12 protein-coding genes are annotated in these 12,984 nt (G+C 48.4%); all 12 read right to left on the bottom strand.

Annotated features, from left to right (window positions below; genetic code table 11):
- Positions 1-63 precede the first annotated feature (63 nt).
- Positions 64-1,608 carry a ribonuclease Y gene (gene rny / locus EIZ37_RS18605; RefSeq protein ID WP_407921152.1) on the bottom strand — a complete coding sequence of 515 codons (1,545 nt, stop codon included), beginning with the start codon at positions 1,606-1,608 and terminating at the stop codon, positions 64-66.
- A gap of 315 nt (positions 1,609-1,923) precedes the next feature.
- On the bottom strand, positions 1,924-2,574 hold the full coding sequence (locus EIZ37_RS18600; protein ID WP_134686279.1) for a RecX family transcriptional regulator: 651 nt from the start codon (positions 2,572-2,574) through the stop codon (positions 1,924-1,926).
- A 64-nt stretch (positions 2,575-2,638) separates the two neighbouring features.
- Positions 2,639-3,697: a recombinase RecA gene (gene recA / locus EIZ37_RS18595; RefSeq protein WP_134686278.1), complete on the bottom strand. Its 1,059-nt coding sequence runs from the start codon at positions 3,695-3,697 to the stop codon at positions 2,639-2,641.
- 148 nt (positions 3,698-3,845) lie between these two features.
- Positions 3,846-5,432, bottom strand: a complete 1,587-nt coding sequence (locus EIZ37_RS18590) for a DEAD/DEAH box helicase (RefSeq protein ID WP_134686277.1) — start codon at positions 5,430-5,432, stop codon at positions 3,846-3,848.
- A 5-nt stretch (positions 5,433-5,437) separates the two neighbouring features.
- Positions 5,438-6,682, bottom strand: a complete 1,245-nt coding sequence (locus EIZ37_RS18585) for a competence/damage-inducible protein A (RefSeq protein WP_134686276.1) — start codon at positions 6,680-6,682, stop codon at positions 5,438-5,440.
- Between the two features lie 30 nt (positions 6,683-6,712).
- The gene (pgsA, locus tag EIZ37_RS18580; RefSeq protein WP_134686275.1) at positions 6,713-7,288 is read right to left on the bottom strand and encodes a CDP-diacylglycerol--glycerol-3-phosphate 3-phosphatidyltransferase; all 576 of its coding nucleotides are present in this window, start codon (positions 7,286-7,288) and stop codon (positions 6,713-6,715) included.
- On the bottom strand, positions 7,289-8,635 hold the full coding sequence (gene rimO, locus EIZ37_RS18575) for a 30S ribosomal protein S12 methylthiotransferase RimO (RefSeq protein WP_134686274.1): 1,347 nt from the start codon (positions 8,633-8,635) through the stop codon (positions 7,289-7,291).
- Positions 8,636-8,806: 171 nt separating this feature from the next.
- The gene (locus EIZ37_RS18570; protein WP_134686273.1) at positions 8,807-9,694 is read right to left on the bottom strand and encodes a helix-turn-helix domain-containing protein; all 888 of its coding nucleotides are present in this window, start codon (positions 9,692-9,694) and stop codon (positions 8,807-8,809) included.
- A 3-nt stretch (positions 9,695-9,697) separates the two neighbouring features.
- Positions 9,698-10,492 (bottom strand): DUF3388 domain-containing protein, encoded by a 795-nt coding sequence (locus tag EIZ37_RS18565; RefSeq protein WP_134686272.1) that lies wholly within the window; start codon positions 10,490-10,492, stop codon positions 9,698-9,700.
- Between the two features lie 103 nt (positions 10,493-10,595).
- Entirely contained in the window at positions 10,596-10,844 is a 249-nt protein-coding gene (locus EIZ37_RS18560; RefSeq protein ID WP_134686271.1) for a DUF3243 domain-containing protein, read from the bottom strand.
- A gap of 103 nt (positions 10,845-10,947) precedes the next feature.
- On the bottom strand, positions 10,948-11,682 hold the full coding sequence (gene ymfI / locus EIZ37_RS18555) for an elongation factor P 5-aminopentanone reductase (RefSeq protein WP_134686270.1): 735 nt from the start codon (positions 11,680-11,682) through the stop codon (positions 10,948-10,950).
- A gap of 7 nt (positions 11,683-11,689) precedes the next feature.
- Complete coding sequence (yfmH, locus tag EIZ37_RS18550; protein ID WP_134686269.1) at positions 11,690-12,982, bottom strand: EF-P 5-aminopentanol modification-associated protein YfmH; 1,293 nt, start codon at positions 12,980-12,982, stop codon at positions 11,690-11,692.
- Between the last annotated feature and the right edge of the window lie 2 nt (positions 12,983-12,984).

Genomic DNA, 12,984 nt, shown 5'->3' with positions numbered 1-12,984 from the left:
TTTCACCCTATAGCTATCGCCCATGCTGGGCGCACAAAAAAAATAAAGCGGCCATTAGCCGCTTTATTTTGCATACTCGACAGCCCGCGTTTCACGGATGACAGTAACTTTAATATGCCCTGGGTAATCGAGTTCACTTTCGATGCGTTTCGTGATTTCCCGTGCGAGACGGACCGCTTCTGCATCATCGACTCGTTCCGGTTGCACCATCACACGAATTTCACGTCCTGCTTGAATGGCAAAAGATTTCTCGACACCCTCGAAGGATTCGGAGATCTCCTCAAGCTTCTCTAAGCGTTTGATGTACGTTTCCAACGTTTCACGACGGGCCCCCGGACGAGCTGCAGACAATGCGTCTGCTGCACCGACCAGCATTGCGATGACAGAAGTTGGCTCTGTGTCCCCATGGTGGGACGCAATACTGTTGATCACTACAGGGTGCTCATTATATTTCTTCGCTAATTCAACACCGATTTCAACATGAGAACCTTCCACTTCATGGTCAATAGCTTTCCCAATATCGTGCAGAAGCCCTGCACGTCTAGCCAGCTTCACATCTTCCTTCATCTCTGCTGCCATAAGACCGGCGAGATGAGCGACTTCCATGGAGTGTTTCAGTACGTTTTGGCCGTAGCTGGTTCTATAGCGTAAACGTCCCAAAATCTTGATCAAGTCAGGATGCAGGCCGTGTACGTCTGTCTCAAAGGTAGCTTGTTCACCGTATTCACGGATTCGCTCGTCCACTTCACGACGAGCTTTATCCACCATTTCCTCAATTCGTGCTGGATGGATACGTCCATCTGCAACCAGTTTGTCCAATGCAGTTTTGGCAATCTCCCTGCGGATCGGATCAAAGCCGGAAAGGATAACGGCTTCTGGCGTATCATCGATAATCAAGTCAATACCGGTCAGCGTTTCCAAAGCGCGAATATTACGGCCTTCACGTCCAATGATGCGGCCTTTCATTTCATCGTTCGGCAGGGTAACAACCGATACAGTTGTTTCTGCCACGTGATCAGCTGCACAACGCTGGATGGCGGTCGTGATAATCTCCCGAGCCTTTTTATCGGCTTCCTCTTTGGCTTGCGTCTCGATTTCCTTAATCATGATCGCCATATCGTGACGTACTTCGTTTTCGACGTTAGACAGGATGATGCTCTTCGCTTCCTCCTGCGTCAAACCAGAAATACGCTCCAATTCGGTCACTTGCTCTTTATATAATTGCTCTACCTTGCTTTGCAATTCAGCAATGGCTTTGTCACGCTCGGCGAGTTCGCCCTCTTTTCGCTCCAACTGCTCCATTTTGCGGTCAAGTGATTCTTCCTTTTGCAGAATTCTTCGTTCTTGACGCTGGATTTCATTTCGGCGATCGCGCAACTCATTTTCAGCTTCCGAACGAAGTTTAAACACTTCGTCTTTCGCTTCCAGGATCTTTTCCTTCTTCGCTGCTTCCGCTTCGCGATGCGCATCTTCGACGATTTGCTTCGCAGCGTTTTCCGCGCCAGAAATCTGCGCTTCTGCAATCGATTTGCGGATCAAATATCCTGCCCCAAAGCCAATAGCAAGTGCGACGAGCAATACTAAAATGACAATCGGATCAGCTAACACTATTCAATTTCACCTCCCTGCTTTGCGACATCTCCCCGCTTTCCAAGCATTCATTTTCCTGTTTGTACACTGCTCCCGCTGCTTGTCCGTATGAATGGACGATACAGGTTGATGGCAACTTTCCAAAGGAAAAGGTAGCCTAAAAAACAAGACCGATTCTACTCGGTCCGCTGAATCCGTACAAATATGCACGGTTGTTCAGTTTTTCCATTTGCGAATTAGCGAAAGAAATAGCGAAAAATGTATGAAACACCACGTAAATACACACCTATTTTATTATTTGCAAACAAGAGTTGTCAAGAAGCTTGCACCTTCTCAACATTCGTCCGCTCCTTCACCTGACCTCCATTCCGAGCGAAGGCGATTCAGGATCGTCGTCGAAAAGCCATTTCTTGCCAACGCCTGCAACAGTTTTCGCTCATGATGGATGTCCACTGGACGGCTTTCCCCTTTTAACCGTTTGTTCGCAAACTTGCGTGCTGCATCCAATTCCTCATCTCGTGATATCCCTTGGATGACCGAGTTGATGATGTCGCTGCTGATTCCTTTTAGCTGTAGCTCTCGCCGCAGCGCAAAGGCACTGCGCTGCTTCCACTTCAGTCTTTCACGCACCCACTGCTTGGCAAATGCTTCATCATCGATATAACCTTGCCGCTCACATCGGTCGCAAACCTCTTTGGCAATTTCCTTCTCGTGTCCTTTTTCAATCAGGTATCGCTCCAGTTGAGCAGATGTACGAGGGCGAATCCCCAAATACCGTAATGCTTGCAAATAAGCCTTATTGCGTTCTTCTGCAATCAATATTTCAGCAAACTGCTTATCTTCCAGTTCCTTGCCTTTAAATAATTGATATTTGACGAGAATGTCCTCATGAACAGAAAACGCTAAGGAGTCATCAATGTAGATGTGGTATCTTTTCTTTTGCTTGCTATCCTGATGTACGGCGGTGATTACCCCGCTTGTCATACCTTCACTTCCTCCCTGCGAAACAAGGACAGCCTGTCAGGTGACAGGCTGCACGGGTCTTTGATTATTCAAAATCGAATTCCGGTTCTTCTTCTTGCTCCGGATCAACAACCGCTTCTGTAGCTGGAATGGAGCCTGGGTTCAAGCTGAAATATTCACGCACTTTGTCCTCAATTTGCTTGGCGATCGCCGGATTTTCTTTGAGGAAGATCTTCGAGTTTTCACGGCCTTGACCGAGACGTTCTTCGTTAAAGGAGTACCAAGCACCGCTCTTGGCCACGACATCGATTTCCGCACCGATATCCAAGATACTACCTTCTCTGGAGATCCCCTCTCCATACATAATATCAACTTCAGCTGTTTTGAATGGTGGGGCTACTTTATTTTTTACGACTTTGATTTTTGTTTTGGTACCGACAACATCGTTACCCGCTTTGATGGATTCTGCTTTACGCACATCGAGACGTACGCTTGCATAGAACTTCAACGCGCGTCCACCCGGGGTTGTTTCCGGATTTCCGAACATGACGCCTACTTTTTCACGCAGCTGGTTAATGAAGATGGCGATTGTTTTCGATTTGTTAATCGCACCAGACAATTTGCGCAATGCTTGCGACATCAGACGCGCTTGCAAACCAACGTGGGAATCACCCATTTCGCCTTCGATCTCTGCTTTTGGCACCAAAGCAGCAACCGAGTCCACTACGATAATATCGACGGCCCCGGAGCGAACGAGCGCTTCCGCGATTTCCAACGCTTGCTCACCAGTATCCGGCTGAGACAGGAGGAGCTCTTCAATATTTACGCCAAGCTTTGCGGCATAAACCGGATCAAGCGCGTGCTCCGCATCGATAAATGCTGCTTGTCCACCTTGTTTTTGGACTTCGGCGATCGCATGTAAGGCTACGGTCGTTTTACCGGAAGACTCTGGCCCATAAATTTCAATAATACGTCCACGTGGAAAACCGCCTACACCTAATGCAATATCAAGAGCCAGCGCACCGGTAGATACCGTAGAGACCTGTACGTTAGCCATATCTCCCAATTTCATGATGGAACCTTTACCAAATTGTTTTTCTATTTGACGTAAAGCACTCTCTAATGCAGCGCGACGATCAGACAACACTGACACTCCCTTTCGAATACGTTTCGTTTCTTGTAATCATCATACATCGAGACAGAAGCGTTTGCCAAGTATTTTTTACGAACAAATATTCGCATACAAAAAAAACCACCCAGCACGAACTGCATGCTGGATGGCTTCCTTCTTCTTAAGAGCGCTTGCTGCGCGGTTTTGCAGGCTCCAGATTGATCCGTTTGCCATTGATGCGGGTTTGACGAAGGGATTCGTAGACAAAAGGAGCAACTTCTTCCGGCACTTCCACAAAGGTGAAGTTCTCGAAAATATCGATTCTGCCTACAGCTTTCCCAGGAATTCCCACGGACTCGGAAATTTCTTTTACGAGATCCTGTGGTTTCATATTCGCGTTGCGGCCAACATTCAGGAAGAAACGAACCATGCCTTTTGCCGCACCCGTTTCGCCAAAGTCGTAGACTTCTTCTTCCTCTTTCATCCCGAGGTCACTGTGGAAGGACAGATGCAGAGCTGCTGCGGCAATTTTTTCAGGGGCATAATCGGTCCCCAGCGATTCAACAACCTTCACATACATATCAGCGATGGCGTCGCTTTCGATCAATTCTACGAGTTGCTCACGCAGATGCTCCTGTTTGCGCTCCGCCACTTCCTCCAGGCTTGGCACATTGCGAGAAACCACCTGAGCCTTGGTTTGTTTTTGAATGATCATCATTTGACGCATTTCTCGAGGAGTCACCAAAGTCATGGCAATTCCTTTACGTCCTGCGCGTCCGGTCCGGCCGATGCGGTGGACATAGCTTTCCGGATCCTGCGGAATGTCATAGTTAATCACGTGCGAGACATTGCCTACGTCAATCCCGCGTGCCGCCACATCCGTTGCAATCAGGAATTCGATCGTGCCTTCGCGGAACGATTTCATCACTTTATCCCGCTGCGCCTGGGAGAGATCCCCATGCAAGCCATCCGCCAAATAGCCGCGAGCTTGCAACGCCTCCGACAATTCATCCACACCTTTTTTGGTACGGCAGAAAATAATACCAAGCTCCACATCTTCACTATCGAGAATGCGGCACAAGCTATCCATTTTATTACGATCGAACACTTTATAGTAAACCTGCTCAATCAGCGGAGCGGTTACCTCTTCCCGGCTGACCGCGATGGTTTGCGGCTGTTTCATATAGCGCGTCGCCAAACGTTTGATCTCCGCAGGCATCGTCGCCGAGAACAGTAGAGTCTGACGCTGCTCAGGCATATGCTTAATGATGGTTTCAATATCTTCAATAAAGCCCATATCGAGCATTTCGTCTGCCTCGTCCAGCACCAGCATGGAAACCCCATCCAGCTGAAGGGTTTTACGACGCAAGTGATCGAGTACACGTCCAGGCGTTCCGATTACCACTTGAACCCCTTGTCTCAATGCACGGATTTGATGACTGATCGACTGTCCGCCATAGATCGGAAGCGTACGGATTTTTTTGTATTTTGCAATCCGGCGCAATTCCCCCGCTACCTGAATCGCCAATTCACGGGTAGGGGTCAACACTATCGCCTGGATTTTATTTGCCGTTGTCATGCGCTCGATCAAAGGAATTCCAAACGCTGCCGTTTTTCCTGTCCCGGTTTGCGCCTGACCGATCAAGTCTCCTCCCTCAAGCACCTTGGGAATGCAAGCTGCCTGGATCGGTGATGGTTCTTCGAAGCCCATATCATGTACTGCCTGTAAAATGCTTTTATGTAAAGCTAGTTCCGAAAATGTTGTCATTTGATTCACCTTTCTTTTAAACGCTGCAGCGCATGGAATAACGCAAATTTTGCCGTACGCCCAATGATCGCATGACGTCGGCCTGCTAATTGCACTTGCTTGACAATCGTATCAAAGCCTTTCCCAGCAAGTCCAATGTAAACCAACCCCACCGGTTTTCCTTCCACCGAATCAGGGCCAGCTACTCCTGTAACAGATACACCGTATGTAGTCCCCATCTTCATCCTGATCTGCTCCGCAAGTATACGCGCCGTTTCCTCGCTGACCGCGCCTTTTTCCTGTAATACCGCCGCCGGAACATGCAGAAGCTGTTCCTTTGCCTCATTGCTATAGCATATGATGCTTCCGCGGAAAATGCTAGAGCTTCCAGGTACGGAGGTTATCAGAGACGAGAGCGTACCGCCCGTGCAGCTTTCGGCAAACGCGATGGTCTCATCCCGTTGCTTCAGCTGCTCTACCAGGACCTCGTGCAAAGAGGAAGATTCGCCTTCCCCGTAAATAAATTGTCCCACCCGATTACGGATTTCCGTTTCGACTGGTGCGATTAACCGATTGGCTTCCTCCGTATCCGAAGCACGGGCTGTGATGCGAATGGTCACTTCGAACTCTTTCGCATAAGGAGCGATCGTCGGGTTGGACTGCTGCTCGATCAGATCCAACAATCTTTCCTCCAATGCGGACTCCCCGATCCCAAAGAAACGGAGCACTTTGGAGTGGAACACTTGCTTATTTGGCCGCAGGCTCACCAAATAAGGCAGCACATACTGCTCGACCATCGGATATAACTCGCTTGGCGGCCCTGGCATCAGCACATAGGCTCGACCATCCTGCTGGTAGGCCATCCCCGGCGCCATGCCTGTATCATTGGGAAAAACCGTGCTGCCTGTCAGAACAAGGGCCTGTTTGCGGTTGTTTTCGGTCATGATGATGCCGCGTTGCTCAAAAAATGCAGCTATTCGCTGCATGGCAGGTTCGTCAATATGCAAGCTGCATCCCACATAGGAGGCAACGGTTTCCTTGGTAATGTCGTCTTGCGTTGGACCCAAACCGCCCGTAAAGAGAATGATCTCTGAACGAGCGGAAGCATCTCGAATGACCTGGGACAATCTTTCTGCATTGTCTCCCACAACCGTATGGTAATATACGCTGACCCCGATTTCGGCCAGCTTTTGCGATAAATACTGGGCGTTGGTATTGGCGATTTGTCCAAGCAACAGCTCTGTCCCTACCGCAATGATTTCTGCTCTCATACTCACTCATCCCAATCTTTCATACATTTCTTATGAGTATTGGATCACATTACGATTCTTCATGAAGTAATCGTAGCCGGAGTAAATCGTAATAATTACCATGGCCCAGATGGAAATATCGGCGAATGGAATCCCCACCGTTTCAAAGGGAAAGTTACGGATCATCAGTGCGGTAATCGCGATGATCTGAATCCATGTCTTTATCTTGCCAAGTGCACTTGCCGCAATCACTTGCCCCTCTGCCGCTGCTACAAGACGCAAGCCCGTCACGGCGAACTCACGGCTGATAATCACAATGGCAATCCACGCTTCCAGCCGCTGCATCTCCACTAAGGAAATGAGCGCTGCAGAAATCAAGAGCTTATCCGCCAATGGGTCTAGAAACTTGCCAAGATTCGTCACAATCTTACGTTTCCGTGCGATGTAACCGTCCAAGCCATCGGTACTTGCAGCAAGGATAAAGACCAATGCCGCGATCAACTCATTATAGGTCATATGAATACTGCCGATCTCGAAGGTCCCGAACTGGTAGCGCACGAGCAAGAAAAACATGACAACAGGGACCAGAAAAATCCTGACGAGTGTGATGCGGTTGGCGAGATTCAACTAGACTACCTCCCCGGCCAAATCATATTCGTAGGCATGCGTAATTTTCACATTAACGATCGTCCCCAGTTGGCCCTTGAACCCGGTAACGAATACTTCCCCATCAATTTCAGGAGCATCATACTGCGAACGTCCTACAAAAATATCATTGCGTCCTTCGTAACGTTCAATCAATACCGGGAGAACCTTGCCAACAAATCGGCCATTTCGTTCCGCCGCAATTTCACGCTGGATCTCCATCAAGATGTTTGCCCGCTTCTCTTTGACCTCTTCATCCACTTGATCCGGCAAACGTTTTGCAGGGGTTTCGTCTTCGTTTGAGTAGGTGAACACTCCAAGGCGATCGAACTTGATTTCTTTTACAAACTCGCACAAGTTCGCAAAATCCTGATCGGTTTCTCCTGGAAAACCAACGATCAGCGAGGTTCTCACAGCCACATCCGGAACTTGTCCACGGATCTTGGCAACCAGCTCGCGAATGTCACGCTGGCGTCCAGGGCGGCGCATCCGTTTCAAGATTGCATCCTCCGAGTGCTGCAGCGGCATGTCAATATATTTGCATACCTTTGGATTGGTAGCAAAGACTTCAATCAATTCATCAGTAAAGAAGCCTGGATACGCATAGTGCAGGCGAATCCACTGCAAGCCTTCGATTTCAGACAAACGGTTCAGCAAAGTAGCCAGCATATGCTTGCCATCGTAGAGATCTGTACCATAATTTGTGGAATCTTGCGCAATCAAGGAGATCTCTACAATTCCTTGAGAGACTAAGTGTTTGGCTTCCTCCATGATCGATTCAATGGAACGGCTGCGGAAAGCACCGCGCATTAACGGGATACTGCAGAACGTACAGGCATTGTCACAGCCTTCCGCAATTTTCAGATATGCGGTATATGTATCCGCTTTTACCTTGCGCTTCACAACTTCCTCATATGTAAAGGCTGGATGGCCCACATAGATCGGCTTTTTACCCGCCAGCGATTCTTCAATGATCTTGGTGATCGACATGAATTCACCGGTTCCCACAATCCCGTCTACCTCCGGGATCTCCTGCAAAATATCTTCTTTATAGCGTTGGGTCAAACATCCCGCGACAACGAGGGATTTCAGCTTGCCGGACTCCTTCAACTCGGCCATATCCAAGATTTTATTCACGGATTCTTCCTTGGCCGCGTCAATAAAACCGCACGTATTTACAATGACAACCGTTGCCTCGGAAGGATCCTCTACCAATTCATAACCCTTCTCATCTATTAAATGAGACATCATATCCGAGTCCACAAGATTTTTTTCGCAACCAAGCGTTACAATCGCGACTTTTTCACGCGATCCGATTTTTTCTGTCATTACTTTCTGCCTCCAATACAGGTCACACCAGCCCAGATTACACCTATACAGTATAATATATGGGGTAGGGGGTGTCAAAAAAACTTGGCAGTATCAAGCCTCTAGCCGCTTTTATAAAAAAAGAAAAAGAAAACGGCGTAATCCAACCGTTTTCTTCTTCGTAATTCTTCATTAAGGCTGTGTTTGTGCGGATTCCTGCATTTTCACGTTCAGAATGGACGGGAATAATTTCACTTTTGACATATCGATCGGCGCATCATTGACGGTGATTTGAACCGCAGTAGGAGCACCTACGACCAGGGTAAAGTTTTTCGGGAGTTCGAAAACTTTTTCATCACCTTTATTCAACATTGCGCTCTCTGTCGTTTTCTTCTTGAGGTATTCCCTCACTTCAAACCAACAGCGGTCGCTCGCTGTCACCTTCAAGGTAACCTTGTCTGCAGGGGAAGCGATGAAGTTGTAGGTTTTTCCCTGTTGGGACTCAAATGTAACGGTTGTGTTAGGCGATACTGTCGTCTGTTCCGGCACGGTAACGATCGGGGCCGGCGGCTGCACGACTTGTGCAGGCGGCGGAACTGCCGCTTCCGTTCCCGGTTGTGCAGGTTGTGTCTGTACGCCTGGCTGTATCGGACTGCTGTTTCCCGGTACTGGGGTGGCGTCCAGCCCTCCTTGATTATTGACGAAGGCCATGTAGATCACACCAAATATCAGGACGACGAAAAGCACCAGAAGCGTTTTCGATACCCAACGCCCTGCTTGCAGCGGCTCATTCACCGAAGCGGCTCTACGCCTGCGCAGACGTTCCAACTGCTCCTGTGGAGGCTGCGCAGGGAGGTCTGTTTGAAAATGATCAAGCACATATGTTGGATCCAGCCCTACTGCCTCCGCATAGCTTTTAATAAAAGCGCGCGCGTAAAAATGACCGGGAAGAAGGTGGAAATGCCCCCTCTCGATCGCCTCCAGGTAACGTCGTTGGATCTTGGTAATCCGCTGTATGTCATCTAGAGATATTCCTTTTTCTTCACGTGCTTTTTGCAGTACCAAGCCGAGTTCAGACACGGCTTACCCTCCTAACGTCATGTCAAAATCATTCATTCGACTGTTATTGATGATTTCGTATGTAATTTCTTCATCTGGATGATGACGAAGTTCGATTATATAGGTAAAATCGGACAGCTCGTACTCCGATTCGCGGACGAATATATCCGGGTGTTCGATGATTTTGGCTGCCGGGAAATGGATGATTTCACGCAGCAACGTATGGTGCTTTTCCGTGGCCCGCATCGTCGATACAATCCCGTCAATTAAATATACATGATCGGGAGTCATTTCATCAATGGCTAACGAGCTGCGAATCGTTTGCCGCAATAAGGTAGAAGAAACAAAAGTCCATCGCTTGTTCGCTGATACACTGGCAGCAATCATGGATTCCGTCTTCCCTACACGGGGCATGCCGCGAATCCCGATCATTTGGTGGCCTTCCCGTTTGAGAATTTCCGCCATAAAATCTACGAGCAAGCCGAGTTCGTCACGAATGAAACGAAACGTTTTTTTATCCTCGCTGTCGCGCTCGATATAGCGACCATGCCGCACCGCCAGACGGTCCAGCAAGGTAGGCGGACGAAGTCTTGTTATGGTTATGTTGTCCACTTTTTGGATTATGTTTCGTAATCCTTCAATTTTTTCATCATCGTCAGTGGTAAGAAGCATGCCACGGCGAATATCGTCCACACCATTAATGGTTACAATGTTGATATTCATCATCCCCAAGACGGATGCCATGTCCCCTAGCAAGCCTGGGCGATTTTTGTGGATCTCATATTCCATGTACCATTCTTTCACTGGTTTTGCTTCCATGCTTATCCCCCCACGTCCGATGCAATCAGTTTCAGTATACCAAATTCAGACGTTTCGACAAACAAAAATCCCCTCATACAGGGGATTTTCTCTTCGCTTCCGTTTACTTGTTTTGGACAAGCTTCACCATCAAGGAAGCCAAGGCACGCTGCTGCTCTTCATCGCCAGCTTCCCAAAGCTGCTTGAGCAAGCGCTCTTGGTCATTTTTCGGATCCACTTTTTGAGCCAAGTAGTCACCGATTTGGTAAGCAACGTTTGTGATGGTTTCGCTTTCCATCCCAGATTGTTTTGCCTGACTTACACGATCGCCAAGAAATTCTTTCCAATCGCCAAAGTTGTCAAGAACGGACACTCGGATTCCCTCCTTAAAATAATTACAGGTACGGGCGGTCATTTGCCCGTATAGGAGTAGAATCCCTTGTTACGTCGCGCTTTATTCATGCCAGATGTGTCCGTTAGGTGTACCAGCCGCCATTCGGACTGATGATTTGCCCGGTTACATATCCCGATTGCGGAGACAATAAATAGCTAACCAGTGAAGCAACCTCCGTACTCAGGCCCATCCGACCCACCGGTATTTCCTGCGAGATCTGCTCGACTTCCTCCGGGCTGAAGCGACGCATCATGCCGCCCTCTACCGCACCTGGCGCCACCGCATTAACCGTAATGCCGCTGGGTGCAAGCTCTTTTGCCAATGCCTTGGTAAAGCTGTTGATCGCTCCTTTTGTCAGGGAATACAGCACCTCACAGGAGCCGCCAGTCAATCCCCAGATCGAGGAAAGATTGACGATTCTGCCATAGCCCTGTTGGATCATCGGCTTTACCGCCGCCTGCGTCAGAAAAAAGGCAGATCGCACGTTAATATTCACCAGCTCTTCAAACTGCTCAGGTGTAATATCCGTAAACAATCCCACATGATCAACAGAGCTGTTATTCACCAACAGCAGCGGCTTTACCGGGAGCATATCAAAGATCGTTTGAATCTGGGTGAGGTCTCGCAAATCTGCTTGTATCGGATAAGCAGGTACAGAACGCTCCCGACAATATTGCAGCACCGGTTCAAGCTTATGACCGGATTGATGGTAATGTAAAAAAAGCGGAACTCCCTGGTCGGCCAGTGCCAGTGCAATTGCCTGGCCGATTTCCCCCGAAGCTCCGCTGATGAAAGCCCACGGCGTTTCTCTTCCCATATTTTTTCTACTCCTGACTTGATGCAGAACGAACAATGGATACGGCCATTTGCTCCGTACGGAAATGTTCTTTCATCCGCATTTCTACCTCTTCACGTGTGATCGATTCTAACACCGGCAATACGGTGAATAAGTCTGTCCCTTGAAATGCATAGCTGGTGAATTGATTGGCGATGAACTCAACCGAATTGAGCGCACGCAGGAAATGACCAATTTTTTTGCGCTTGCTACGTTCGAAGGCATCTTGATCTATCCCACGGGACCCGTATTCGGTGAGGGCTTGCTGAATCGACTCCACCAGCTTCTCCGGTTCGGGGGAATCCCCGCCGAGAATGGAATAACCAAACTCTTTTTCATTGGAATAATCGAAATCAAAGCTATCCGTAATCAATCCGCTGTCATAAAGTTTTTGATACAGCGGCGAGCTGGACCCGAATAAAATATCAAGGAGAAGCTTGGTCGTAAATTCGCGTCTGAGCAACGCTTCGCCAGTCAAACCTGTCTTCGCTTCTTTAAAGCCAATCAGGATTTTGGGCAATCCTACCGGCAAGTGATGCTCCACTTTTTGCTGAGCCAAAGCGGTCGGCTCCTGCGGAAAAATCCGTTCGATTTGCGGTGCCGGCTGAAATGTTTTCTTCGCTTGATTGTCTCTGACCAGCTTCATGACGGCTTCCGGTTCAAACGAGCCTACCACCAGCAGTACCATATTCGCCGGATGGTAAAAAGTCTCATAGCATTGATACAGCGTTTCTTTGGTGATATGCGAAATCGATTCGATCGTTCCGGCAATTTCAATGTTGATCGGATACTCCTTGTACATCGCCTTCAACAAATTCATGTAGACTTTCCAATCCGGATTATCGTCGTACATGGTAATTTCCTGACCAATAATGCCTTTTTCCTTTTCCACGCTTTGATCGCTGAAATACGGCTCCTGAACAAAGTCCAGCAGCAGATTCAGATTTTTGTCCAGATTATCGGTGCAGGAGAACAGATAGGCGGTTCTGGTGAAAGAGGTGAACGCATTGTAGGATGCACCGTATTCACTGAACTCTTTAAATACATCGCGATCTTTTTTCTCAAACATTTTATGCTCCAAAAAGTGGGCTATCCCGTCCGGAACGTGAATTTCCTCCCCTTTATTCGTCTTGAAATGACTATCGACAGACCCATATTTGGTGGTGAAAACAGCGTACGTTTTGCTGAATCCGCGCTTCGGCACCAGGTACACGGTCAATCCATTCGCCAACTTTTCCTGATAGAGGGTTTCCTGTACTTGATCAAACGTTGTTGCTTGCATCT

It is taken from the genome of Brevibacillus migulae, assembly GCF_004521915.1.
Taxonomy (GTDB): Bacteria; Bacillota; Bacilli; order Brevibacillales; family Brevibacillaceae; genus Brevibacillus_F; species Brevibacillus_F migulae.
The sequence above is the reverse complement of the archived record's forward strand: the minus strand, read 5'-3'. Positions and strand labels throughout refer to the sequence as shown.